Genomic DNA, 22,667 nt, shown 5'->3' on the forward strand with positions numbered 1-22,667 from the left:
GGAATTCCCGCGATTCGCGCGCCACGCCTTGTCTTTGCCCAACATTTTCAACGACTTGGACGCAGCTCTGCCGGTTAGACCGAGTCAACAGCCAATATTTCATTTTTTTTGCACCGCCGGCCTTGCCAGTCGCCCGGTGGTGTTCAAAAAGAGCCCTCGTTCGCGGCTTGGACGGCGCGAGCTCTTTTAGGTCTGGACTCACGGCAAACCCGGCAATCCTTGTGATTCCGGGTGGTGGCGAAGCTTTGTCCAGGGGGGAAACGGTCCGATCTCGGTCGGGCAATTGGGGACAGGCATCCGATGGACAGCATCATCGGCGGCGGCAACGCCGCGCGGCGCAACAGTGGGAATGGCATGGAAGATCTCGAAGCGGTGAACCTGGCGGCCGATTGGGCCGACATCAGCCAGGGCCTGCGTAAAGACCTTGGCCACCAGATCCACAGCCAATGGATCAAGCCAATTCAGGTTGGCTCGCTGTGCGAAGATACCGGCACGCTTGAACTGTACCTGCCGACCGAGTTTTCCGCCAACTGGGTGAACGACCGCTTCCATGACCGGCTGAGCCTGGCGTGGAAGATCGCGCGTGGCGAAGTGCGCCAGTTGCGCATCACCGTGCACCCCGGCCGCCGCAAGCTGCCCGAACTCAGCCTGGCCGATGGCCGCCGTCCGGCGAACGACGGTGACACCAGCATGATCGCGGTGGCCGCGGGCACGATCGGCGATCGCGGGTTCACCTCATCGGTCGGGCTCGATCCGACGCTGACCTTCGGGGCGTTCGTCACGGGAGAGGCGAACGTACTCGCGTGCAACGCAGCGCAGCGCATGGCCGCTAACGAGGCACCGCAGTTCTCGCCGCTCTACCTCAAGGCGGCGACCGGCCAGGGCAAGACCCACCTGCTCCACGCCATTGGTCATTCGTATCTCACGGCCCATCCACGCGCGCGGATCTTCTACTGCAGCGCCGAGCGGTTCATGGTCGAATTCGTCCAGGCGCTGAAATCCAACCAGACGATCGAATTCAAGGCGCGGCTGCGCAGTTTCGACCTGCTGCTGGTGGATGACATCCAGTTCATCATCGGCAAGGCATCCGCGCAGGAAGAACTGCTCTACACGATCGATGCGCTGCTAGCTGAAGGCAAGCGGCTGGTGTTTGCCGCCGATCGCGCGCCGCAGGCCCTGGACGGGGTCGAGCCGCGCCTGCTCAGCCGCCTCAGCATGGGCCTGGTGGCCGACATCCAGGCCGCCGATATCGAGCTGCGCCGTTCGATCCTGCAGTCGAAGCTGGTCCGCTTCGCGCCGCTCGAGGTGCCCGAGGACGTGATCGATTTCCTCGCGCGCACGATCACGCGCAATATCCGCGAGCTGGTCGGCGGCCTCAACAAGCTGATCGCCTATGCCCAGCTGACCGGGCAGGAAGTCTCGCTCCAGCTTGCCGAAGAGCAGCTGACCGACATCCTCTCGGCCAATCGGCGCCGGATAACGATCGACGAAATCCAGCGGACGGTGTGCCAGTTCTACCGCATCGATCGCTCGGAGATGGGCTCCAAACGCCGGGCGCGCGCGGTGGTCCGCCCGCGGCAGGTGGCGATGTACCTCGCCAAGGTCCTCACCCCGCGCAGCTATCCCGAGATCGGGCGCAAGTTCGGCGGGCGGGACCATTCCACGGTCATCCACGCGGTTCGCCTGATCGAGGATTTGCGCCTGCGCGATGCCGACATGGACGGCGACGTGCGGAGCCTGCTGCGCCAGCTGGAGAGCTGACCCTCCACAATCCGCTGACAATGCATGCACAGGGCTGCCCACAGCCCTGTCGACAGCCTGTGCGCAGCCTGCCAACAGCCTGTCCATGGAGTTTTCCCCCGAGCGTCTGGACCGGTTCGCGCGCCAGATCGTCATCCCCGAAGTGGGCGGCGCCGGCCAGTTCACGCTCGCGCAAGCGCATGTCGCTCTCGTCGGCCTCGGCGGGATCGGGTCGCCGGCGCTGCAGTATCTCACGGGAGCGGGAATCGGCCGGCTGACGCTGATCGATGACGGCAAGGTCGAACTTGGCAACCTCCATCGCCAGACAATCTATTCCGAGCGCGACATCGGCCATGGCAAAGTGGTCGCTGCGAGCCGCTGGCTGGCCAACTTCGATCACAAGCTCACCCTCACGCTGCATGACCGGCGGATCGATGCGGAGAGCGCGCCGGGCATGATCGCGGGCGCTGACCTGGTGCTCGACGGGACCGACACTTTTGCGACGCGCCTTGCCGTGGCCGACGCATGCGTCGCAGAGGGTGTCCCGCTGCTATCTGCCGCAGTCGGACGCTTCCAGGGGCAGGTCGGCGCCTTCGCCGGCCACTTGCCCGACCAGGCGTGCTACCGCTGCTATGTCGGCGACGCGTTCGATGCCGACGACTGCGATACCTGCGCCGAGGACGGCATGTTGGGCGCCATGGCCGGCTGGGCGGGCACCCTGGCCGCGCTCCAGGCAGTCCGGTTGCTGGTAGCCCCGGCCATGGGCGAACCACAGTGGAGCACGCTCCATCTGCTCGATGGTCTGGCCCCGTCGATGCGCAGTTTCCGGGTCGCCAAGGACCCCGGATGCCGGACCTGCGGGGCGGCCGGCGAGGACGTCAGCTAACCGATCGCGCCAGCATCTGCTCCACCCACGCGGGCACAAGTTCGCTCGCCGGGCCCAGCTGCGTCTCGTCGAACCACGCCGAGCCCTGACTACGTTCGAGGTTCAGTTCCAGCGTCGCGATACCAAGTTCGCGCGCCTCGCGGACCAATCCCGCCGCCGGGTAAACCGCGCCGCTCGCGCCGATCGAGACGAACAGGTCGGCCGCGCGAAGCGCCGAATAGATCTCGTCCATCCGATAGGGCATTTCGCCGAACCAGACGACGTCGGGGCGCAGCGACCGCTCGCCGCAACGGGGACACGGCGGCCGGTCGACCAATGGCTGGGTCCAGCGGGAACGCGTGTCGCACGCGGTGCACCAGGCGTTGAGATGCTCGCCGTGCATGTGCAGCACCCGGCGGGCGCCGGCCCGTTCGTGCAGGTCATCTACATTTTGCGTGACGATCAGCAATTCGCCGCCCCATTCGGCATCGAGCCTAGCGAGCGCGTTGTGAGCCGCATTCGGCTGCTTCGTCTGGATTGCCGCGCGGCGCATGTCGTAGAACCGCTGCACGAGCTCCGGGTCGCGGCGGAAGGCCTCCGGCGTGGCGACATCCTCCACCCGGTGCTGCTCCCACAAGCTGGGACCGCCATCGGCGCCGCTGCGAAACGTATCGATCCCGCTCTCGGCGCTGATCCCGGCGCCAGTCAGGATGACGATATTGCGGATAGAGCGCATGTCGCGCATGAAGCATGGGCAATCGGGAGTGGCAATGGCGCGGATCGGCATCATCGGCAGTGACGGACGCATGGGCCAGGCACTCGCGCGCGCGCTTGCCGAAGCAGGCCACACATGCGCCGGCGGGGTGGATCAGGGGGGCAACACCGCGAACCTGGCCGAAGCCAGCGATGCGCTGCTCGACTTCACGTCGCCAGCCGCGCTGGAGACGAACCTTCACGCCGCCGTGGGAGCCGGCATTCCGATCCTGGTGGGGACCACGGGACTGGAAGAACGGCACTTTGCCGCGATAGATTCCGCCGCCGGCGCCATCCCGGTTCTCCAGACCGGCAACACCTCGCTTGGCGTGACGCTGCTGGCGCATCTGGTGCGCGAAGCCGCGGCGCGGCTGGGGCCGCAATGGGACATCGAGGTGCTGGAGATGCATCACCGGATGAAGGTGGACGCGCCCAGCGGCACCGCCCTGCTGCTTGGGCAAGCCGCGGCTGACGGGCGGGGGATCGATCTGGCGAGCCGCAGCGAGCGCGGGCGCGATGGACATACCGGCGAACGCAGCGAGGGCGCGATCGGGTTTGCCTCGCTCCGCGGGGGCACCGTGGCCGGCGAGCATAGCGTGATCCTTGCCGGAGAGCAGGAGCGGCTGGTGCTGTCGCACAGCGCGGAGGACCGGATGATCTTTGCCCGCGGCGCGGTGGCGGGCGCGGCCTGGCTGATCGGGCGGGAGCCGGGGCGCTACACGATGCCGCAGGTGCTCGGCCTTTGACCAAGGCGGACGTGTTCGAGTTCTTCCGCCGACTCGCCGAAGACAACCCCGATCCTGAGACCGAACTAGACTACGGCAATCCCTTCCAGCTGGTGGTTGCGGTCGCGCTGAGCGCGCAGGCGACCGACGTCAGCGTCAACAAGGCTACCCGGCAGCTGTTCACTCAGGTGACCACCCCGCAGCAGATGCTGGACCTGGGAGAAGAGGCCCTGCGCGAGCAGATCAAGACGATCGGCCTGTTCAACACCAAGGCGAAGAACGTGATCGCCCTGTCCCAGATGTTGATTGACGAGTTTGGCGGCGAGGTGCCCACAACCCGCGACAAACTGGTCCGGCTGCCCGGCGTGGGCCGCAAGACCGCCAACGTCGTGCTCAACTGCGCGTTCGGGCAGGACACCTTCGCGGTCGACACCCATGTGTTCCGGGTCGGCAACCGCACCGGCCTCGCGCCCGGCAAGACGGTGGACGAGGTCGAAGCGAAGCTGGACCGCAGGGTTCCGCAACCGTTCCGCCGCCATGCGCATCACTGGCTGATCCTGCACGGCCGCTATACCTGCAAGGCGCGCACCCCCGAATGCTGGCGCTGCCCCGTGGTGGACCTGTGCCGCTTCAAGGCGAAGGTGCTGGAACCGCCCCGGCGTCTCCCAGCACGTCCTTCGAATACGCACTGATAACGGTGGCACAAACGAGGTCGCCGATCACGTTGAGCACCGTCCGGCACATGTCGAGGAAGCGGTCCACCCCCAGGATCAGCCCGATGCCTTCGGGCGGCACCCCTACCCCGCCCAGGATCAGCGCGATGACCGGTAGCGAACCGCCCGGCACGCCGGCCGTGCCGATCCCGGCCAGGATGCAGATCACCATGACGAATATCTGATCGGTCAGCGACAGGTCCACGCCGAAGAACTGGGCGAGGAAGAGCACGGTCACCCCTTCGAACATCGCGGTGCCGTTCTGGTTCGCCGTCGCGCCGATCGTCAGGACGAAGCGCGACACCCGGGGCGGCAGCTTCAGGCGGGTTTCCGCGACCCGCAGCGCGGTCGGCAAGGTGGCGTTGGAGCTCGCGGTGGAGAACGCCATCAGGCTGGCTTCGCGCGTCTCCTTGAAGAACGTGATCGGGTTCATGCGCGCGAAGAACGCCAGCAGGATCGGGAACACCCCGAACATCTGCAGGCCCAAGGCTAGCAGCACCACCGCAACGAACGCGGCCAGTTTAGCGAGCAGGTCCCACCCGAACTGCGCCGCGAGGTTGAACATGAAGCAGAACACCGCGATCGGGGCGAGCTGGATCACCAGCCCGATCAGCTTCATCGATACCTCGAACACGCCCTCGAATGCCTGCTTGAGCACCTCGGTCCGGGGCGAGCTCATCAGCAGCAGGCCGATGCCGAAGAACAGCGCGAAGAACATCACCGCCAGGATGTCGTTGTCGCCCATGGCGGTGATGAAGTTCGACGGGATGATCCCGATCACCGCGTCCACGCCGGTCTTCGCCTCGCCCGAGCGCTCGATGATGCTGCGCGCGCCTTCTCCGCCTTGCGCCAGCAGCGCCCGCGCCTCCGCCGGATCGACCCCGGCGCCAGGCTGGATGAGGTTTGTGATCGCGATGCTGATCGCGACCGCGAGCGAGGACACGATGACGGTGTAGAGCAGCGTCCGCAGGCCCACTTTCTTGAGCGCGCGCACCTCTCCCATGTCGGCGATGCCGACCACCAGCGCGCTGACCAGCAGCGGGATCACCAGCATGAACAGCAGGCGCAGGAAGATCTGACCGAGCGGATTGGTGACGTAGGTAATTACCGTTTCCACCCACGCCGCATCGCGCGCGAAGGTATAGGCTAGGATGCCGGCGACCAAGCCCAGCACGAACCCGGCGGCGATGCGCCACTGCAGGCGGCCATAGTCCGGCCCCCCTTCTTCGGCTTCGATCTCCGCTACCGCTTCGCCCGTCACTCGCTTCCTCCCCTAAACCGTGGCCCCGGAACCGTGGCTAAGCGCCGTGCGGGCGACCCGGGTGTAGATGCGCGCTAGCACCTCAAGGTCGGCCAGCGCCACCGCTTCATCGGTCTTGTGCATCGTGGCGTTCAGCAATCCAAACTCGATCACCGGACAAAGGTCCTTCAGGAACCGGGCGTCCGAGGTGCCCCCGGTGGTCGACAGCTCCGGGGTGAGACCGGTTTCGGCGTGGATCGCGTCCGCCACCAGCGCCGAGAACGCGCCGGGAGGGGTCAGGAACGCCTCACCGCTGATCATCGCCAGCGCCCTGCCGCCGTGCCGCTCGGCCACTTCCGCCACCCGCTGCACCAGGTCCGCGCCGGTGTGCAGCGCGTTGAAGCGGATCGACAGACGCGCGGTGGCCTTGGCCGGGATCACGTTGGTGGCAGGGTTGCCGACCGCCAGATCGGTCAGTTCGAGATTGGACGCCTGGAACCATTCGGTCCCGCGGTCCAGTTCGATGGAGCCGAGTTCCTCCAGCATCTTCACCAGCTTGGGAATCGGATTGTCGGCCAGGTGGGGATAGGCGACGTGCCCCTGGGTGCCGTCAACTTCCAGCCAGATGTTGACCGATCCGCGCCGGCCGATCTTGATCATGTCACCCAGCCGGACGGTCGAGGTAGGCTCTCCCACCAGGCACAGGTCGGGAAGGTCGCCGCGCGCGCGAATGCGGTCGATCAGCGCGCGGGTGCCGTGGATCGCCGGGCCCTCTTCGTCGCCGGTGATGATGAAACTGATCGTGCCGGCGTCGATCGGCACTTCGGCCACCGCGGCGACCATCGCGGCGATCGCCCCCTTCATGTCCACCGCGCCTCGGCCATAGAGCAGCTCACCCCGGCGTTCGGGCGAGAACGGTGTCGCCGACCACCCCTCACCGGGCGGCACCACGTCAAGGTGTCCGGCAAAAGCGAAATGGCGGCTACCCGGCGGCCCGCGGCGGACGGCGAACAGGTTCTCGACCTTCTCCTCGCCCGCCACGAAGCGCTCGACTTCGAACCCGAGCGGCGTCAGCATCGCCTCCAGTTCGTCGAACACCGGCCCCGATGCCGGCGTGACGCTGGGCCAGGCGATCAGACGTTCGGCCAGGACCGCGACGTCCGTCATCGCGCCAGCGCCGCCGTGGGCTGCGGCAGGGGTCCGGGCGCGAACGCCGCGTCCAGCAGTTCCGCGATCCTCAGACCCGCCTGAGTGATGCGCCGCTCGGCCACCGGCACCGCCGCGACGATCGCCTCCTGCGTCAAGGTCGCTTCTTCGGGCGAGGCTTCGCCCGCGGCCAGCGGACGACCCAGCGCGTTGGGGTAAACGAAGCGGCCCGCCAGCTCCCAGCTTTCGCGCCCCCAGTCGGCGGGGCCGCCGCCCGCCAGAGCGGCGCTTTCGGCCGCAGAGTAGCGCCGCACCAGCGGCGGTGTGGCGCCCGAGATCGCCCGTTCCGCCAGCGCGCTGTCCCACACCGAATGGAGGTTGAAGCCCGGCGCGATACCGTACGTCGTGTCGATCGAGTTGCCGCCCCGGTCATCATTGTCGCCCGAATGGAGTGGCATGTGAATGTCGCCGGCGAAGTGAACCATGAACGCCAGCGCCTCAAGCCGCACGTTGGCGGGCAGGCTTTCGTCGGCCAGGATGCGCTGGTTGCGCTCAATCTGGGCAGACACGCAGGCGCCGCCGCTGCAGTTCTTGCGAGCGTCGTAGGGCTCTCCGACCGGCTCGGTCTGGTAGTGCCAAGCGAAGGTATAGCCCCAGCGCCAGCTTTCCGACCGCAGGCAGTCGGGCCAGGTCGCGGCGCTCGCGAGGTCGCGAATCTGGCAATCGGGAGTTCCCAGTTCGCGGTTGTGCGCAATCAGCCGCGCGATGGCCGCCCGCGTCGAAGGCTCCACGTTGGCGAGTGCGATCCGCCCGGTGGTCTGGTGGCCGTAGTAGCCCCAGGCCTGCGCCGCGCCGGGCTGCGCCAGCGCCAGCAGCGCAGCCAGCGCGCCGGTCAGGCGGCGGAGATACTGTCGTACTGTTCGATTACCCATTGCTCGTCCTCGGATGCCTTGATCCACGCCTGCATCCACTCGTGTTCCCACATCGCCTCCATGTAAGCCTGCGCGAAGCCGGGCACGCCGATGCCGTAAGTCATGAAGCGGCTGACCACGGGCGCGTAGAACACGTCGGCCGCGCCGAACGTGCCGAACAGAAACGGCCCGCCCCGGCCGAACCGCGCCCGCGCTTCGGCCCACAGTTGCAGGATCCGCACGATATCGGCCTTGGCGTCATCGGAAATGCGCAGCCCCTGATGGCGCATCCGCACGTTCATCGGGCATTCCCGCCGCAGGGCGAGATAGCTGGAGTGCATTTCGGCCACGAGCGCGCGCGCCATGCCGCGTGCGCCATCGTCCTTGGGCCAGAAGCGGTCGCGTCCCACTTTGTCGGCGAGGTATTCGAGGATCGCCAGGCTATCCCAGATCACCGCGTCGCCATCCCACAGGACCGGGACCTTGCCGCTCGACGGCTGCAGGTCGCCCATGTCGCGCTTCACCTGCTCCCACTCGTCGCCATAGAGGCTAACGGTCAGCTCCTCGAACGCGAGGCCGGACTGCTTGCAGGCCAGCCAGCCACGCAGGCTCCAGCTTGAATAGTTGCGGTTGCCGATAATCAGCTTCACTTGCGCCACCTGTAGTCCCACCAGCGCGCGGCCTAGGCGTTCATCGCCAAGGTGTCGAGGCTGAACGGTGTCACACGTGTCACACTGTTCAGCTGATCTTTTCGCTTCCCCGCGATCCTTTCGGTTGGCTCCACTCGCACGGCAGCGGGGCTGTAGGAAAATCCGATCCGGTCGGGTAGGCAGCCGCCATGTCCTTACGCCCGTTCCATCTCGCCTTCCCGGTTCGCGATCTGGCGGAGGCGCGGGCGTTCTATGGGGGACTGCTCGGCTGCGCGGAGGGACGCTCCAGCGCCGAGTGGATCGATTTCGATTTCTTCGGGCACCAGATCGTGGCGCATCTTGCCCCGGCATCGGCCCGCGATGCGGCGGTCAACCACGTCGACGGTCACGGCGTTCCGGTGCCCCATTTCGGCGTCGTGCTGACGCTGGCGGATTTCAATAGCCTCGCCAAGCGGCTGCAGGCGGCTGGCGTGGTGTTCGAGATCGCGCCCTATACCCGCTTCAAGGGACAGCCGGGCGAACAGGCCACCATGTTCTTCCGCGATCCCAGCGGCAACGCGATCGAGATGAAAGCGTTCGCCAGCCTCGCCAGCCTGTTCGCGACGTAAGCTGCCCGGCCCGCGACGCTTGCCCTGCCTGCGCCGCCGCACCGCGCCGTTTACCTGAAATAAACCAGTAATATCTGACACATCGCGGAACGACATAGGCAAATCCACGTAGAGTTCGCAGGGACTCTGGAGGGTTTTCGTGCGCAGGACCGAATCAAGGATTACCGCCGTGGCGCGATGCGCCATGGCTGACAGGCCGCCCGGCTGGAGCGGCCGCGAAGATTTCGCTGACTTAAGGCAGCGCTGACGATGGAACGGGTCGCGCCACTTCCAATCGCTCACCTGGCAGTCCCCCAGTCCTTGGCGGCCGCTGACGACCTCCTGGTCGGCCGGCGGGAAGATTTGCGTCATCGGCTAGATCTGTCAGCCAGGTTCGTCACACCGGGTGCCGACACGCGAGTGCAGCTGGAAGACATCTCCACCAGCGGGGCGTGCATTCGCCTTAAGCAGGCGCGTCCGCTGGAGGACGGCCGACTATGCTGGCTCAATTTCGCAGTGTTCGCCCGGGTCGTCTGGAAGGGAGATATCCGCTGCGGGCTGCGGTTTGAAGAGCCGCTGAGCGCGGAATGCCTGGCGCAGACGATCGAATTCGGCGAACTGATGACGGGAGACGGCGGTGACAAGTTCCTGCGGCTGGCGACCGCCTGGACCCATGGGCCCGGCGACTGGTAGCCGCTAGCGCGAGAGGTATTGCTCCAGCTCTTCGCTGCCGCCGATCCGTTCACCCTCGACGAACACCTGCGGGGTCGTGTCGACGCCGTGCTTTTCCTTGAAGGCGTCGACTTCCTCGCGGAAGGACAGGATCTGGTCGTCGACCTCGTAACCGGCGCTTTCCAGCAGTTCCTTCGCGCGCACCCCGAACGGGCACGTGTGGTCGGGCAGGATCATGCGGTAAAGCTGTGCGGTGCGGCGATCGGACATTGGAGAGACTCCTTTGATGGATTGAGCGGACGTCAGGACAGCGACGGGTCCAGCCGGCGGGGCGCCAGCCGCTGAAGATCCTGGCGATGGTGGTGGTGCGGGTCGCTGGCCGCAGCCGCGCATTCGCGCTCCATCGCCGCCCACGCCGCCGGGGTGACCTCCAGCCCCAGCGTGCGATAGATCGCCGCGATGCTGCCGCGCCAGTCGCGTTGGAGGGCGTCGAATTCGGCCGTTGCGACGCGCCCGGCGAAGCGCGCCAGCGCCGCGTCAGTGCGCGCTTCACGCAAGGCGAGCTTGCGCCGAGCCTCGCGCTCGAGCTCGGGGATCGAGATGCTGTCACTCTGCATCGCCATCTGGTTGGCGCACAGCGAGACCGTGCTGGTCACCACCGCTTCGGCATCGCGCTGGCAGCGGATCACGCGGGCGGTGGGGAAGACCTGCAACAGCTCGGCCAGATCCTCGCTGAATTGCGGCACTTTCAGTACTCGCGGCAGGGCAGCGTTGCCCCGGTGCGCGGCATCGGTGGCGAGAATGCGGGCGAATTCGCGGTAAACCGGCAGCGCGCCGCGCGCCTCGCTCCACGCGGTGTATGCGGGAATTCGCCACTGCGCCTCGTACGCACAATGGTCGAGCGCCGCCGCCAACCAGCCGAGTTCCTCGTCCACCCGGGCCGAGCCGAACGGGTGCAGCGTGTCGAGCCAGGGATTGAGCAGCCGCGCGAACCATAGCGCGCCCGCGCCTTGCCACCGGCGCAGGTCGATCCGGCTCGGCACCGGCAGCCAGCTGTCGCAGAAGCGGGTGGAGCTGAAGCGTGGGTCAGCGGACAACAGCCGGTGCAGGCGGGTGGTGCCCGACCGCATCTGGCCCACCACGATGATCGGCGGCGCCAGCGGAGTGTCCAAAACGTGGGGCCGGGCGCGCCATAACCGCCCGAGCGCGAGGCGCTGGCGAATCACCCGCACCAACTGGCCATGCGCGATCGTCCGGCCGAGCGGATTGAGATCGGCGTCGCCGCGGATGCTGTCGGTCAATCGCTCCAGCCGGGTGCGGAAGTCTTCGACCTCATCGGCACTGCGGCCACCGGCCTCGTCGGCGGGCTGAAACCCACGAGAGGCCTTGGCCCACAACGCCTCGGCCGTCAGCGGGGGATCCTCGCACCAGCCGCGCGCCCACGCGTGGGCGAGCAAGCCGTTCAACCGCTCGGCGAACGGGGAGCGGTCCAGCAGGTGCTCTCTGGTGGGCGGGGGCAGCGCTCGTCTCCTGCGCGGCGACCCACCAGCGGGTCCCGGTTGCCGAAGAATACGGTCACCGCCCGGCAATCGTTCCGCCCGCTCAGCTTTCCGCGTCAGCCAGGACCGCTGCGCGCAATTCGGCGATGCCCATGCCTTTTTCGGAGCTGGTGAGGTGGACGTGCGGGAACGCCGCGGTGCGCTTGCGCGCTTCCGCCAGCGTGCTGGCGTGAACCGCGGCAAGATCGCTCGCCTTGATCTTGTCCGCCTTGGTCAGGACTATGCGATAGCCCACGGCCGCCTCGTCGAGCATCTTCATCATCTCGCGGTCGACGTCTTTCACGCCGTGGCGACTGTCGATCAGCACCAGCGCGCGCTTCAGCACCAGCCGCCCGCGCAGATAATCGCGCACCAGCATTTTCCAGCGTTCGACGACGTTGAGCGGGGCCTTGGCAAAGCCGTAGCCAGGCATGTCCACCAGCCGCAGCGCGAGCGGCTCGCCCACTTCGAAGAAGTTCAGCTCCTGCGTCCGGCCCGGCGTCACCGACGCGCGGGCCAGGCTCTTGCGGTTCGTCAGCGCATTGAGCAGCGAGCTCTTGCCCACGTTCGAGCGGCCGCCGAACGCGATCTCTGGCACCACCGGTTCGGGCAGGAATTCCAGCTTGGGGGCGGACAGTTGGAATTCCACCTTGCCGGTCAGCAGCCGCCGCGCCCGCTCCTCCAGCTCCGCCTGCGCGTCTTCGGGGGTCACCCCTTGGCCTTTCCGTCACGCGCCACGGCCCGGTCGCGGTCGACCTTGTCCTTGTCGGCCTGCGCCTTCAGCTGCGGATGCTTCGAGTACAGATAGCTCTGCTGGGCCAGCGTCAGGATGTTGGAGGTGATCCAGTAGATCAGCAATCCTGCCGCGAACGGTGCCATGACGAACATCAGAACCCACGGCATGATCGAGAACATCTTCTGCTGGATCGGGTCCATCGCCGTCGGATTGAGGCGGAACGTCGCCCACATCGTGATGCCGAGCAGCACCGCCAGCACGCCGATCGCCAGGAAGCTGGGCGGCGTGAACGGCAGCAGGCCGAACAGGTTGAGGATATGCGCGGGGTCCGGAGCGGAGAGATCCTGGATCCACAACGCGAACGGCTTGTGGCGCATTTCGATGCCGACCATCAGCACCTTGTACAGGCCATAGAAGATGGGAATCTGCAGCAGGATCGGCAGGCATCCGGCCAGCGGGTTGATCCCTTCGCTCTTGTAGAGCCCCATGATCTCCTGCTGCTGCTTGGCCTTGTCGTCCTTGTAGCGTTCCTGGATCGCCTTCATCTTGGGCTGGACCGCGCGCATTGCCGCCATGCTGGCAAACTGCTTCTGCGCGATCGGGAACATCACGCCGCGTACGATCACGGTCAGCAGGATGATCGCGAGGCCGAAGTTGCCGACCAGCCCATAGAGCGTGCGCAACAGCCACAGGATCGGCTTCTCGATGATCCCGAACCAGCCCCAGTCGATCACGTTGTCGAACCCGGCGATACCCGCGCGTTCGTAATCGCCGAGGACCTGGCTGTCCTTGGCGCCGGCGAACAGGCGGGTGGTCCGGGCGATCTGGCGCCCGGCGGGCACGGTCAGCGGATCGTAGATCACGTCGGCCCGGAACTTGTCGTTGCCGAGCGATCGGAAGTCGGCATCGACCGTCGCGTTCGACTGCGGGACCAGCGCCGACAGCCAGTAGATGTCCGTGAACCCGATCCAGCCGGCGTCGCCTTCGGGCGTGACCTTTCCGGCCTCCGCCACGTCCTCGTAATTGTTGCCGAAATTCACCCCGCTGCCGAAATACCCGACCGGGCCCGAGTGGATGGTCCACTGGTCGATGCTGGCGGTCTGGCTGGTGCGGTTGATCAGCGCGAACGGCTGCACCACGACCGGCCCGGCGCCGGCGTTGGCGACGGTCTGCTTGGCGGTGATGAGGTAATTCTCGTCGATCGCGAATTCGATCCCGAACCGCTGGCCCTGCCCGTTGTCCCAGGTCAGCGTGACCGGACGACCGGGCGACAGCGGGCCCTCGCTCGCCTGCCAGACCGTGTTGGCATCGGGCACTTTCACGCCGTTGCCGACCCAGCCGAACTGGGCGAAGTGCTGCGCCGGCGTGCCAGCGGGGCTGAACAGGCGCACCGGGCCGGAATCCCGGTCGGCGGTCTGGCGGTGAGCGGTCAGGGTCAGGTCGTCGATCCGCGCCCCGACCAGGTCGATCGAGCCGGCAATCTCGGGTCCGGCGATGCGCACCCGCTGCGGGCTCTTCAGCGCGGTGGCGAGATCGCGTCGCTCCAGCGCCTCGGCCGCCGGGTTGGTCAGGCCGCCCTCGCGGGTACGGACGACGGCGCCGGGATTGTCGGCGGCAGCGTCGATCCGCTCCTGCGTCTTCACGCTCTCGGCGGGCTGCGGGTAAAACCACTTCGTCCCGGCATCCCAGCCGAACAGCAGCAGTCCGCACAGGACCACGGCGAGAAGAAGGTTGCGCTGGTTGTCCAAAGAGATCGATCCCGGTTTAGCTTAGTCGTATCTGGCGGTAGTGTCTGGCCATCAGGGCACCGGGTCGTAGCCGTGCCCTCCCCAGGGGTGGCAGCGCATTATACGCTTCATGGCCATCCATCCACCCCTCAATCCGCCGTGCTTCTGCAGCGCCTCGATCGCGTACTGTGAGCACGAGGGCGCATAGCGGCAGCTTGGCGGCAGAATGCGGCTGGGGCCCCACTGCCACGCCCGCGCGATCAGGATCAGCGCCTGCTTCAACGCCTGGCGCTTTGGGCCTTGGAGCTTGGGGGTTTGCGCCGGCGCGGGGGATCGCCCTTGCCCGCCGCCGCGCGGGACAGCGCGAGGGCGAGTTCCTCGCGGAGCAGGGCAAAGTCGCGCTCCACCCCCCCATCGCGGCCGATCAGCACATGGTCGTGATCGGCGAGACCGGCGGAGGGCAACGCCGCGCGCAGCAATTCGCGGAAGCGCCGCTTCATCCGATTGCGGACCACCGCGTTGCCGATCTTCTTGGTGACGGTGACCCCGAACCGCGTTCCGCGCCCGCCATTGGGATGCGCCAGCAGCACAAACCCCGGCCGCGCCACGCGGATGCCGCGATTCGCGCTGAGGAAATCGGCCCGCTTGCGGATGATCTCGACGGTCATATCAAGCGATATAGGTGGCTAATACACCGGCGCAACGGGGCGCACTAAAACGGGCTCCCGGCCAGGGAGCCCGCAAGGCCGAACGGCCGCCCGCAACAGCCCCGAAGGAACAGCAGCGAGGACGAGCGCGCGGAGGCGCGCCCGAATAGATGTCAGGCGCAGAGCTTCTTGCGGCCGCGCGCGCGACGGGCGCGCAGGATATTGCGCCCACCGGGGGTCGCCTTGCGGGCGAAGAAACCGTGGCGACGGGCGCGCACGAGATTGCTGGGCTGGAATGTCCGCTTCATCGGATCCTCGGATGTCTAAATGCAAAGGGCCCCCACGCGGGAGGCCCGTCAGGTGGGCGCCACTATGGGAAGCGGCGGTCCAAGTCAAGATAGGCGATCGCCGGCGCGGAGCCCGCAGTCGGCGCGGTTGTCGCCGTGCCGCCCGGCTGCCCCTCGCCCACCCATTCGCGCATGTCCTGTGCGGTGAGCCAGCGGGCGGTGTCATTCGGTACGGCGTTGGTCATGTCGTAGAACGCCTGCGGCCGCGCCAGGCCCATCTCACGGTAGTAATCGAGGTAGGCGCGGTTGACCGGCGAATCCGCACCGTAGTCGCCCGGACCCAGCCCGTCGCTGTCCCGCCACGCATGGACCGCGAACTCCGCCCCATCGTCGATCGCGCGGGTCCGTCCGGCCAGGAACAGTTCGACCGCGCCTGAGCGAACCGAACCGCCTGCTGGCACGTGCGTGGCGATACCCGCGGCGCGGATCATCCGGCCCAGCCGCAGGTTGGCGCCGTCATCGTCGGTGCCGGGGCACTCGACCATTTCAAGCACGGCGATGTCCGGGTGGTCGCGCAGCAAGGCGGCGAAATGGCCGGGCGAGGCGCCATCGGTCGCTTCGACCAGCGCAGCGCGGCGCCCGTCGATCACGCGGAACGGCCCATATGCCGGCCCCTGGGCGAGCGCGGCGGCGCGGGCGGCGACCAGCCGCTCGGCACCCTCGTCCACCCATTCCTCTACCGTGACCGAGTGACGGACGACGAAGCTTTGCGCATGGGCGGGGGCCGCGAACATCGCGAACAGGCTGGCGGCAAGAATCGCGGACCGGCGCATCGGACTCAGGTGCGCCCCGCCTGCTTGCCGAATTGCCAAGAGCCATGCTTGCGAATTCGTTGACCATCCTGCGAATTCGTCGGCGCGCCGCTCGGCCACTCGACTTGGCGAACGAAAGCCGCCATCACCCGCGCCGCAGGGGGTTTCGTGGTCGCACTCGTCAGGACGGTAGCCTATCTCGGGCTGGAGGCGCGCGCCGTTGAGGTGCAGTGCCAGGTCGCGCCCGGCCTGCCGCGCTTCAACCTCGTCGGCCTGCCGGACAAGGCGGTGGGCGAAAGCAAGGAGCGGGTCCATGCGGCGCTCGCCGCCATGGGCCTGTCGCTGCCGCCCAAGCGGATCACCATCAACCTGTCGCCAGCCGACCTGCCCAAGGAAGGCAGCCATTACGACCTGCCGATCGCGCTCGCGGTGCTGGCAGCGATGGGCGTGACCGACGCCGAGCAGCTGGGTGACTGGATCGCGGTTGGCGAACTGGCGCTGGATGGCCGTATCGCCCCCTCGCCCGGCGTGCTGCTGGCGGCGATCCACGCCAGCGAACAGGAAGCCGGCCTGATCTGTCCCGCCGCGCAAGGGAGCGAGGCGCGCTGGGCGAGCGGCGTCCCGGTCCTCGCCGCGCCCGATCTCGTCAGCCTGTTGAACCATCTGAAGGGCACTCAGCGGCTGCCCGATCCGCCGGCGGGAGAGGTCGCGGAGCCGGGCTACGGCCCCGACCTCAAACAGGTGAAAGGCCAGGAAACCGCCAAGCGCGCGCTGGAGATCGCCGCGGCGGGCGGGCACAACCTGTTGATGATCGGCCCTCCCGGCGCGGGCAAGTCGCTGATGGCGAGCTGCCTGCCCGGCATCCTGCCGCCGCTGACCCCGGGCGAGGCGCTGGAAACCAGCATGGTCGCCTCGGTCGCGGGCATCCTGGAAGGCGGCAAGATCAGCCGCCAGCGCCCGTTTCGCGCGCCGCATCATTCAGCCAGCATGGCTGCGCTCACCGGCGGCGGCCTGCGGGTCAAGCCGGGCGAGGTGAGCCTGGCGCACCTCGGCATTCTGTTCCTCGACGAACTGCCTGAATTCCAGCGCGCGGTGCTCGATTCGCTGCGCCAGCCGATCGAGACCGGCAAGGTGGATGTCGCGCGCGCCAACGCGCACGTCAGCTTTCCGGCGCGGGTGCAACTGATCGCGGCGATGAACCCGTGCCGCTGCGGGCACCTCGGCGATCCGGCACTCGCCTGCTCCAGAGCGCCGCGGTGCGCGGCGGATTACCAGAGCAAGGTGTCGGGCCCGATGCTCGACCGGATCGACCTGCATGTCGAGGTGGACCCGGTCAGCGCCGCCGACCTCGCGCTGCCGCCGCCCGCCGAAGGCAGCGCGGAAGTGGCCGCGCGCGTCGCGGCGGCACGCGCGATCCAGACCGCCCGCGCGGGCGAGACAGGCGCGCGCACCAATGCCGAGCTGAATGGTGAATCGCTCGACCGCTTCGCCACTCCCGACGAGGCGGGCGCCGGGCTGCTGATGCAGGCGGCGCAGGCGATGCGGCTGTCGGCGCGTGGCTATACCCGGATGCTGCGCGTCGCACGCACGATCGCGGACCTTGCCGGGGCTGAGCAGATCGGCCGCATCCACGTGGCCGAGGCGCTGAGTTACCGCCGGGTCGCTCCGCGCGCCTAGACCGCGCCGTCAATCGGTCGCATGGCCTGAGTTCGCATGATTGTCGCCGAGCATACATCAGCCGATCCCGCTGAAACCCCGGCGAACGGCTCCGCGTGGCTGGCGCGGGTGGACGCGCGCTGGCCCGGGCTGCGCCGACGCGCGGGCGGACTGGCGCTGTCGCTGGGGATCGAGCTGGGCCTGTTCCTGGCGTTGCTCACGCTGGGCCCGGGGGCGGGCAAGCGAGAGGCTCCCGCGGCGCTGACGACGATCGATTTCGCGCCCGAACCAGTGGCTCCGGACCAGCCCCCGCAGCCCGAGCAGGAGGCACCGCCCACCGCTTTGCCCAGGGCCGTGCCCGCGCCCCAGCCCGAGGTCGTGCCAGTGGAGGTTCAGCCGCGGCCGACCAGCGAGCCGATCCCATTGCCGCCGCCCGCCGCGATCATCCCGGTATCACCCCGCCAGGAGGCGGCGCCCGCGCCCTCGACGGCAAAGGCCCGCGCGGTGGTGCGCGACGACATGCAAGGCCCGATCGGCCCACCTAATCGCCCGTCGAGCGGAGATTCGCAGCGGGTCGGCAGCCGGCCGGGCGGGGAGCCGGTCTATGGCGCACGCTGGTACCGCGAACCGACCGACAGCGAGCTGCGTGGGTATCTCTCCACCGCGAGCGGCCCCGGCTGGGCGCTCATCACCTGCAAGACCGCGCCCGGTTACCGCGTCGAGGATTGCGAGCTGGAAGACGAATATCCCTCGGGGTCGCAGATCGGCCGGGCGGTGCTGGCCGCGGCATGGCAGTTCAAGGTCCGCCCTCCGCAGGTCGGCGGCCGGGTGCTGGTGGGCGAGTGGGTGCGGATCCGCATTAGCTACGAACAGCGGCGCGGGTGAACCTGCCCGGCGGCTGCCGGTCAGGGCCAGCGGCCGGTTTTCTTGCAGATGCCCCAGTCGTTCGCCGCGATCATCTTGCAGCCGCGATCGTCGGATGCGCACAGCGAATAGGCCTTGCCGTACATCTTGTAACAATACGGATTGTCGCTGCCGGCTTCGCTGGCGGCAGCCACCGCGGGGCGGGAGACCGGGGCCGGAGGCGGCGCGGCGGCCGGGGTGCTGAGCGCTTCCCCCCGGGCCACCAGCCGGTCCACCTCTGCCGACACGCGCTCGATCTCGCTCGCGACCTGATCGTCGCTCATCGCGCGGAGCGCAGCAACCGACGCTGCTCCAAGCGCTGGCAGCCCGGCCATGTCCGGCGCTTCCACCTTGTCCGGATAGCGCCGATGCAGCTCCGCCAGGTAATAGGTCAGCGCCGCCCGGTCTTCGTTGAGCGCTGCGACGACGCCCGGCAGGTCGAGCGCCGCGATCGTGGTGCGAGCGCCAGGCGTCTGGTCCGCCTGCCCGGCGGAAGCCCACGCCCCGCCCAGCATCATCGCCGCGGCGGCAACCGCCCAGCGCACTTTCTTCATCGGAGCACCCCCTCGCCCAATCACGCGGGCACAACCTAGCCGCGGTCGCGCGCGGGGGAAAAGGAAGGACGCGACAGGGGCGGCACTCAGCTGTCGGAGGCGACCCGCTCGGCCCACTCGGCATAGGTCGTGTTCTTCGCCAGCTTGCGGTTGAAATCGGGGGCGCCGTCGCTCCACCAGACCGGGCCTCGCTCACCCAGCGCGACCTTGGCCTCGTGAACCTGCGCGCGGGCGGCCTTGCGCGCGGTCTCGTCACCGGCGGCGTCCCGAACCGCGCGGCGCGCGGCCATCAGCGCCTGTACCAGTTGCTCGCGCTCATCTTCCGGAAGGCCGGGGTTGCTCGCGCGCCACAAGCGGCCGCGCACCACGATGTAGCGCCCGTCAGGTGTGCGCGGAGCGGTCAGCGGGCGGCGGCGACGCGGGGTTGACGCGCGGCGGCGTCGTCGGACTGCGCCCGGTCGAACCCGGCCGCCGGCCGAGCCTGGGTTCCATCGGCCCGCTTGCCGAGATCGGCCCGCTGAACGAACCGCAGATCCTTGCCCGAAAGCACCCGCCCGTCGTGCGCGAGGATCGACACCGGCCCGATCGGCAGGCGGTCCTGCTCGTCAACCAGCACCGGGTCTTCGGCCAATCCGCCGCCATAGCGCTGGCCCCACTCACGCAGCGCGACCATCGCGGGCAGGAGGTGAAAGCCCTTCTCGGTCAAACGGTATTCGATCCGGCGGCGATCGTCGGCGCATGGCTGGCGATCGAGGATGCCGTGCTCGACCAGCTTGGCGAGCCGGTTCGACAGGATGTTGCGGGCAATTCCCAGCTCGGTCAGGAATTCCTCGAAATGGTGCAGCCCATTGAAGCTCGCCCGCAGGATCATGAACGACCAGCGCTCCCCCATCACCTCGAGCGCCTCGGGCAGGCCGCAGGCATTCAGGTCGCGCAAGGGTTCGCGTATCTTGTCCATGATGATCCTCTCGTTGCCCCTGTTGTAGCGCCATTACCCGCAGCTTGTAGGGAAAAGTAAGTTTTCGGTTGCAACTTAATTTGCCTTGGACTAGGTAGCGATTCGCAACGGGTATCAAATTGAAACTCGTTTAGCAATTGAAGCTCAGCTCAGGATGCGACCCATGACCTTTGTTCTTCCCCGTTCCGCCAAGCCCCTCGCCGCGATTGCCGCGTTCGCCTGGACGGCTCTTTCCATTGGTGCCGCTGTGACGCCGGCTCCCGCCTATGCTGCCGAAAGCGCGTATTACCGCGCCGAACTGGCCGCACCCGCCGCCAAGGCCAGCGCCATCTCAGGCGGGGTGGCGTGGAAGTGTGCCGAGACCGAATGCGCCGCCGGCAAGGGCACCAGCCGCCCCGCCATCGTCTGCGCCCGCCTGGTGAAGGCGGTCGGCCCGGTGAACACCTTCACCGCCGGCGGCAAGGCGCTCGATGCCGAAGACCTCGCGCGCTGCAACGCCAGGTAATCCTTTCGATCACCCGGTCCCCTCTCCGACTTTCGGGTGCACTTTGACGGGTCTCCAGCCTTGGCTGGGGACCCCTTTTTTTGTCTGCCGGCAAGACACGCAAAAAGCCCCCGCGGCGGCGGGGGCTTTCAAGATCGCCAGCGGCCGCGAACGGCGCGCTTGGCCGCGTATCAGCCCTGGCGGGCCTTGAAGCGGCGATTGGTCTTGTTGATCACGTACGTGCGGCCGCGGCGGCGGATCACGCGGCAATCGCGGTGACGGTCCTTGAGGGACTTGAGGCTGTTGCGGATTTTCATGGCTGGTTCCATTGCCCCGGCACGCCGGGATCACTCGAAAAATGAAGCGCGGCGGTTAGGGGCGGTCCCGCGCCGAGTCAACCCTGCGAAGGAGGCGCCGCTTGCGTTCGCGTTCCGCCCGCTGCACGGCACCCGGCGATGGCCGCGCCCACGACCTTGCCTGACCCGCGTTACCGCGACGTGCTGCGCCAGCCGGGGCAAGAGGTGTTCCTTAACACCCGGCTGATGGCGGCCAATGCGCTCGAGATCGATATCGACGCCGCCATCCTGGCCGAGCTAGCGGAACCGGCGACCGAGACGCCGGCGATGACATGCGTCGGCGAGACCTATGCGCTGACCAGCGGCGTGCGGCTGTACACCGAAAGCCCGTCCGCCACCTGGGGCAGCGACATCCGCTGGCTGAGCCATGCCGACGAGCCCTCGTACCGCTGGTTCGAGGCTTTGTATCACCGCCTCGGCCTTGCCAGCCTGGTTGCCCCGTTCATTCCGCATGACGCGGCAATCCGGCTCTATGCGGGGTTCTTCGTCACCCGCAGCCGGTGTGACGCGCTGGGGATGCACTATGACTGGGCGACCGCGGGCAATCACGCCTTTACGCTGATGGCGCCGCTCACGCCGAATGCAGAGGCAATGGGCCTGACCTACGAAGATGCCCGCGGGCGGCAGCGGACCTACGACTACCGGATGGGCCGCGGCATCGTGTTCGGCACGCGTTTCCTGCATTCGACCGCAGTCGGCACCCTGCCCGAACGATCGGTGTTCCTGTCGCTGACGTTCGGTACCGACCGGATGGAGCATTGGCCCGAACTGTCTGAAACGGCCGGCAAGCAGGCCGCGTTCTTTCGCAAGCCTGACGGGTCGTTCGTGCGCCGGGACGAGTGGCTCGCGGGCCGCTCGGCCGGGTAAAGCCTAGCTTCCGCGCAGTGCGCCCAGCCGTTCTTCCCACGCCAGCGCATGGCCGATGATGGTCGGCAGGTCGTCGTACTGCGGCCGCCACGGCAGGGTTTCCAGGATGCGCGCGTTGTCCGACACCAGGCTGGCGGGATCGCCCGCGCGGCGCGGCTCGATCCGCCGTTCGATCGGGCGGTTGGTCAGCCGGTCCACCGCGTCGAGCACCTGCGTGACCGAAAACCCCCGGCCATAGCCGCAGTTCATCTGCAGCGACCGACCGGGCTGCGTGATCAGCGCCTCCAGCGCATGAACGTGCGCCGCCGCCAGATCGGACACGTGGATGTAATCGCGCACCCCGGTTCCATCGGGGGTGTCATAGTCGGTCCCGAACACGCTGACGTGGCCGCGCTTGCCCAGCACCGCTTCGACCGCGACCTTGATCAGGTGCGTGGCGCCCGCGGTCGATTGCCCGCTGCGCCCCTGAGGGTCGGCGCCGGCCACGTTGAAATAACGCAGGGCGCAGTAATTCAGCGGATGAGCAAAGGCGGTGTCCGCCAGCATCCGCTCGGTCATCAGCTTCGACCAGCCATACGGGTTGATCGGCACCTGCGGACTGCTTTCGGACACCCGGTCGGTGTCCGGGATGCCATACGTCGCCGCGGTGCTGGAAAAGATGAAGTGCGGTACCCCCGCGGTCACGGCCGCTTCGATCAGTGCCCGGCTCTTGACCGTGTTGTTGTGATAATACTTCAGCGGGTTCTCGACCGATTCCGGCACCACGATCGATCCGGCAAAGTGCATGATGGCGCGCGTGTTCCGTTCGGCGAAGATGCGGGCGAGCAGATCGGCATCCTCGATATCCCCTTCGTAGAACGCCACGTCATCGGGAATGGCGAAGCGGAAACCCGTGGTCAGGTTGTCGATCACCGCCACCGGATAACCGGCGTCGCGCAGCGCGAGCACGGCGTGGCTGCCGATGTAGCCGGCCCCGCCGGTGACGAGGACGGGAGTGGTCTGCGGGTCGTGCGCGTGAGTCATGCGGCGTGCGGTAAGCGAACGCGCGCAAACGGCAAGGCGTTCATCGCGCGGCCATGCCCGATCGCGTAAATACGCTGCAATATTCGGGGCATACATCCACGTCTTGCTCCATCCCAA

At 67.7% G+C, this 22,667-nt stretch carries 28 protein-coding genes; 10 read left to right on the forward strand and 18 right to left on the reverse strand.

Annotation, left to right across the window (positions count from 1 at the left end):
* Positions 1 to 300 precede the first annotated feature (300 nt).
* On the forward strand, positions 301 to 1,761 hold the full coding sequence (gene dnaA / locus E0504_RS07200) for a chromosomal replication initiator protein DnaA (protein ID WP_131622558.1): 1,461 nt from the start codon (positions 301 to 303) through the stop codon (positions 1,759 to 1,761).
* An 85-nt stretch (positions 1,762 to 1,846) separates the two neighbouring features.
* On the forward strand, positions 1,847 to 2,626 hold the full coding sequence (locus E0504_RS07205; protein ID WP_131622560.1) for a HesA/MoeB/ThiF family protein: 780 nt from the start codon (positions 1,847 to 1,849) through the stop codon (positions 2,624 to 2,626).
* On the opposite strand, the gene E0504_RS07210 is transcribed toward E0504_RS07205, so the two are convergent.
* Entirely contained in the window at positions 2,619 to 3,341 is a 723-nt protein-coding gene (locus E0504_RS07210; protein WP_131623021.1) for an NAD-dependent deacylase, read from the reverse strand. The genes E0504_RS07205 and E0504_RS07210 overlap by 8 nt on opposite strands.
* Positions 3,342 to 3,375: 34 nt before the next feature.
* Between E0504_RS07210 and dapB the strand changes: the two genes are divergently transcribed.
* Together dapB and nth are read left to right on the forward strand one after the other, a co-directional pair.
* Positions 3,376 to 4,104: a 4-hydroxy-tetrahydrodipicolinate reductase gene (dapB, locus tag E0504_RS07215; RefSeq protein ID WP_131623023.1), complete on the forward strand. Its 729-nt coding sequence runs from the start codon at positions 3,376 to 3,378 to the stop codon at positions 4,102 to 4,104.
* Complete coding sequence (gene nth / locus E0504_RS07220) at positions 4,101 to 4,775, forward strand: endonuclease III (protein WP_131622562.1); 675 nt, start codon at positions 4,101 to 4,103, stop codon at positions 4,773 to 4,775. Before dapB ends, nth begins: the two co-directional genes overlap by 4 nt.
* Here nth and E0504_RS07225 read toward each other — a convergent pair.
* The 4 genes from E0504_RS07225 to E0504_RS07240 are packed head-to-tail and all read right to left on the reverse strand — an operon-like array spanning position 4,714 to position 8,743.
* Entirely contained in the window at positions 4,714 to 6,057 is a 1,344-nt protein-coding gene (locus tag E0504_RS07225; protein WP_165938435.1) for a dicarboxylate/amino acid:cation symporter, read from the reverse strand. The two genes, nth and E0504_RS07225, sit on opposite strands and share 62 nt — an antisense overlap.
* Positions 6,058 to 6,069: 12 nt before the next feature.
* Positions 6,070 to 7,203 (reverse strand): succinyl-diaminopimelate desuccinylase, encoded by a 1,134-nt coding sequence (dapE, locus tag E0504_RS07230; protein WP_131622564.1) that lies wholly within the window; start codon positions 7,201 to 7,203, stop codon positions 6,070 to 6,072.
* On the reverse strand, positions 7,200 to 8,114 hold the full coding sequence (locus E0504_RS07235; protein WP_131622566.1) for a S1/P1 nuclease: 915 nt from the start codon (positions 8,112 to 8,114) through the stop codon (positions 7,200 to 7,202). The genes dapE and E0504_RS07235 overlap by 4 nt, the downstream gene beginning before the upstream one ends.
* On the reverse strand, positions 8,075 to 8,743 hold the full coding sequence (locus E0504_RS07240) for a glutathione S-transferase family protein (RefSeq protein WP_131622568.1): 669 nt from the start codon (positions 8,741 to 8,743) through the stop codon (positions 8,075 to 8,077). Before E0504_RS07240 ends, E0504_RS07235 begins: the two co-directional genes overlap by 40 nt.
* Positions 8,744 to 8,931: 188 nt before the next feature.
* Between E0504_RS07240 and E0504_RS07245 the strand changes: the two genes are divergently transcribed.
* Complete coding sequence (locus tag E0504_RS07245) at positions 8,932 to 9,351, forward strand: VOC family protein (RefSeq protein WP_131622570.1); 420 nt, start codon at positions 8,932 to 8,934, stop codon at positions 9,349 to 9,351.
* A gap of 249 nt (positions 9,352 to 9,600) precedes the next feature.
* Positions 9,601 to 10,023 (forward strand): PilZ domain-containing protein, encoded by a 423-nt coding sequence (locus E0504_RS07250; RefSeq protein WP_131622571.1) that lies wholly within the window; start codon positions 9,601 to 9,603, stop codon positions 10,021 to 10,023.
* Between the two features lie 3 nt (positions 10,024 to 10,026).
* On the opposite strand, the gene E0504_RS07255 is transcribed toward E0504_RS07250, so the two are convergent.
* The 8 genes from E0504_RS07255 to E0504_RS07290 all read right to left on the reverse strand — a co-directional run bounded on the left by E0504_RS07255 (position 10,027) and on the right by E0504_RS07290 (position 15,809).
* Positions 10,027 to 10,272: a glutaredoxin domain-containing protein gene (locus tag E0504_RS07255; RefSeq protein ID WP_131622573.1), complete on the reverse strand. Its 246-nt coding sequence runs from the start codon at positions 10,270 to 10,272 to the stop codon at positions 10,027 to 10,029.
* A gap of 32 nt (positions 10,273 to 10,304) precedes the next feature.
* The gene (locus E0504_RS07260) at positions 10,305 to 11,459 is read right to left on the reverse strand and encodes a sulfotransferase (protein ID WP_207912256.1); all 1,155 of its coding nucleotides are present in this window, start codon (positions 11,457 to 11,459) and stop codon (positions 10,305 to 10,307) included.
* Between the two features lie 145 nt (positions 11,460 to 11,604).
* Entirely contained in the window at positions 11,605 to 12,252 is a 648-nt protein-coding gene (gene yihA / locus E0504_RS07265; RefSeq protein ID WP_131622575.1) for a ribosome biogenesis GTP-binding protein YihA/YsxC, read from the reverse strand.
* Positions 12,249 to 14,024 (reverse strand): membrane protein insertase YidC, encoded by a 1,776-nt coding sequence (gene yidC / locus E0504_RS07270; RefSeq protein ID WP_131622577.1) that lies wholly within the window; start codon positions 14,022 to 14,024, stop codon positions 12,249 to 12,251. The genes yihA and yidC overlap by 4 nt, the downstream gene beginning before the upstream one ends.
* Positions 14,025 to 14,075: 51 nt before the next feature.
* Positions 14,076 to 14,285, reverse strand: coding sequence for a membrane protein insertion efficiency factor YidD (gene yidD, locus E0504_RS07275; protein ID WP_131622579.1), 210 nt, complete (start codon positions 14,283 to 14,285; stop codon positions 14,076 to 14,078).
* On the reverse strand, positions 14,282 to 14,671 hold the full coding sequence (rnpA, locus tag E0504_RS07280; RefSeq protein WP_131622581.1) for a ribonuclease P protein component: 390 nt from the start codon (positions 14,669 to 14,671) through the stop codon (positions 14,282 to 14,284). The genes yidD and rnpA overlap by 4 nt, the downstream gene beginning before the upstream one ends.
* A 152-nt stretch (positions 14,672 to 14,823) precedes the next feature.
* Positions 14,824 to 14,958, reverse strand: a complete 135-nt coding sequence (gene rpmH / locus E0504_RS07285) for a 50S ribosomal protein L34 (RefSeq protein WP_131622583.1) — start codon at positions 14,956 to 14,958, stop codon at positions 14,824 to 14,826.
* 62 nt (positions 14,959 to 15,020) lie between these two features.
* Positions 15,021 to 15,809: a hypothetical protein gene (locus tag E0504_RS07290; RefSeq protein ID WP_207912258.1), complete on the reverse strand. Its 789-nt coding sequence runs from the start codon at positions 15,807 to 15,809 to the stop codon at positions 15,021 to 15,023.
* Positions 15,810 to 15,917: 108 nt separating this feature from the next.
* On the opposite strand from E0504_RS07290, the gene E0504_RS07295 reads away from it, so the two are divergent.
* On the forward strand, positions 15,918 to 17,426 hold the full coding sequence (locus E0504_RS07295; protein ID WP_131622585.1) for a YifB family Mg chelatase-like AAA ATPase: 1,509 nt from the start codon (positions 15,918 to 15,920) through the stop codon (positions 17,424 to 17,426).
* Between the two features lie 36 nt (positions 17,427 to 17,462).
* Positions 17,463 to 18,290: a hypothetical protein gene (locus tag E0504_RS07300; RefSeq protein ID WP_131622587.1), complete on the forward strand. Its 828-nt coding sequence runs from the start codon at positions 17,463 to 17,465 to the stop codon at positions 18,288 to 18,290.
* Between the two features lie 20 nt (positions 18,291 to 18,310).
* Here E0504_RS07300 and E0504_RS07305 read toward each other — a convergent pair whose 3' ends face one another.
* The 3 genes from E0504_RS07305 to E0504_RS07315 form a co-directional block, all read right to left on the reverse strand.
* Positions 18,311 to 18,862: a hypothetical protein gene (locus tag E0504_RS07305; protein WP_131622589.1), complete on the reverse strand. Its 552-nt coding sequence runs from the start codon at positions 18,860 to 18,862 to the stop codon at positions 18,311 to 18,313.
* 86 nt (positions 18,863 to 18,948) lie between these two features.
* Entirely contained in the window at positions 18,949 to 19,230 is a 282-nt protein-coding gene (locus E0504_RS07310) for a hypothetical protein (protein WP_207912260.1), read from the reverse strand.
* A gap of 32 nt (positions 19,231 to 19,262) precedes the next feature.
* Positions 19,263 to 19,820, reverse strand: a complete 558-nt coding sequence (locus E0504_RS07315) for a helix-turn-helix domain-containing protein (protein WP_131622593.1) — start codon at positions 19,818 to 19,820, stop codon at positions 19,263 to 19,265.
* 163 nt (positions 19,821 to 19,983) lie between these two features.
* Between E0504_RS07315 and E0504_RS07320 the strand changes: the two genes are divergently transcribed.
* Positions 19,984 to 20,325 carry a hypothetical protein gene (locus E0504_RS07320; RefSeq protein ID WP_131622594.1) on the forward strand — a complete coding sequence of 114 codons (342 nt, stop codon included), beginning with the start codon at positions 19,984 to 19,986 and terminating at the stop codon, positions 20,323 to 20,325.
* A 170-nt stretch (positions 20,326 to 20,495) separates the two neighbouring features.
* Here the strand turns inward: E0504_RS07320 and ykgO are convergent, their stop codons facing one another.
* Complete coding sequence (gene ykgO, locus E0504_RS07325) at positions 20,496 to 20,621, reverse strand: type B 50S ribosomal protein L36 (RefSeq protein WP_029941846.1); 126 nt, start codon at positions 20,619 to 20,621, stop codon at positions 20,496 to 20,498.
* Between the two features lie 138 nt (positions 20,622 to 20,759).
* Here ykgO and E0504_RS07330 point away from each other — a divergent pair, with 138 nt between their 5' ends.
* Positions 20,760 to 21,527 (forward strand): hypothetical protein, encoded by a 768-nt coding sequence (locus E0504_RS07330; RefSeq protein ID WP_131622596.1) that lies wholly within the window; start codon positions 20,760 to 20,762, stop codon positions 21,525 to 21,527.
* Between the two features lie 3 nt (positions 21,528 to 21,530).
* On the opposite strand, the gene galE is transcribed toward E0504_RS07330, so the two are convergent.
* Entirely contained in the window at positions 21,531 to 22,550 is a 1,020-nt protein-coding gene (gene galE / locus E0504_RS07335) for a UDP-glucose 4-epimerase GalE (protein ID WP_131623028.1), read from the reverse strand.
* Between the last annotated feature and the right edge of the window lie 117 nt (positions 22,551 to 22,667).

The organism is Parafrankia sp. BMG5.11, from assembly GCF_004337455.1.

What these genes read in the sequence shown, in the direction of transcription:
- dnaA (WP_131622558.1), top strand. Translation starts at nt 301, where the DNA reads ATGGACAGCATCATCGGCGGCGGCAACGCCGCGCGGCGCAACAGTGGG.
- E0504_RS07205 (WP_131622560.1), top strand. Translation starts at nt 1,847, where the DNA reads ATGGAGTTTTCCCCCGAGCGTCTGGACCGGTTCGCGCGCCAGATCGTC.
- E0504_RS07210 (WP_131623021.1), bottom strand. Translation starts at nt 3,341, where the DNA reads ATGCGCTCTATCCGCAATATCGTCATCCTGACTGGCGCCGGGATCAGC.
- dapB (WP_131623023.1), top strand. Translation starts at nt 3,376, where the DNA reads ATGGCGCGGATCGGCATCATCGGCAGTGACGGACGCATGGGCCAGGCA.
- dapE (WP_131622564.1), bottom strand. Translation starts at nt 7,203, where the DNA reads ATGACGGACGTCGCGGTCCTGGCCGAACGTCTGATCGCCTGGCCCAGC.
- E0504_RS07235 (WP_131622566.1), bottom strand. Translation starts at nt 8,114, where the DNA reads ATGGGTAATCGAACAGTACGACAGTATCTCCGCCGCCTGACCGGCGCG.
- E0504_RS07245 (WP_131622570.1), top strand. Translation starts at nt 8,932, where the DNA reads ATGTCCTTACGCCCGTTCCATCTCGCCTTCCCGGTTCGCGATCTGGCG.
- E0504_RS07250 (WP_131622571.1), top strand. Translation starts at nt 9,601, where the DNA reads ATGGAACGGGTCGCGCCACTTCCAATCGCTCACCTGGCAGTCCCCCAG.
- E0504_RS07255 (WP_131622573.1), bottom strand. Translation starts at nt 10,272, where the DNA reads ATGTCCGATCGCCGCACCGCACAGCTTTACCGCATGATCCTGCCCGAC.
- rnpA (WP_131622581.1), bottom strand. Translation starts at nt 14,671, where the DNA reads ATGACCGTCGAGATCATCCGCAAGCGGGCCGATTTCCTCAGCGCGAAT.
- rpmH (WP_131622583.1), bottom strand. Translation starts at nt 14,958, where the DNA reads ATGAAGCGGACATTCCAGCCCAGCAATCTCGTGCGCGCCCGTCGCCAC.
- E0504_RS07300 (WP_131622587.1), top strand. Translation starts at nt 17,463, where the DNA reads ATGATTGTCGCCGAGCATACATCAGCCGATCCCGCTGAAACCCCGGCG.
- E0504_RS07305 (WP_131622589.1), bottom strand. Translation starts at nt 18,862, where the DNA reads ATGAAGAAAGTGCGCTGGGCGGTTGCCGCCGCGGCGATGATGCTGGGC.
- E0504_RS07315 (WP_131622593.1), bottom strand. Translation starts at nt 19,820, where the DNA reads ATGGACAAGATACGCGAACCCTTGCGCGACCTGAATGCCTGCGGCCTG.
- E0504_RS07320 (WP_131622594.1), top strand. Translation starts at nt 19,984, where the DNA reads ATGACCTTTGTTCTTCCCCGTTCCGCCAAGCCCCTCGCCGCGATTGCC.
- ykgO (WP_029941846.1), bottom strand. Translation starts at nt 20,621, where the DNA reads ATGAAAATCCGCAACAGCCTCAAGTCCCTCAAGGACCGTCACCGCGAT.
- E0504_RS07330 (WP_131622596.1), top strand. Translation starts at nt 20,760, where the DNA reads ATGGCCGCGCCCACGACCTTGCCTGACCCGCGTTACCGCGACGTGCTG.
- galE (WP_131623028.1), bottom strand. Translation starts at nt 22,550, where the DNA reads ATGACTCACGCGCACGACCCGCAGACCACTCCCGTCCTCGTCACCGGC.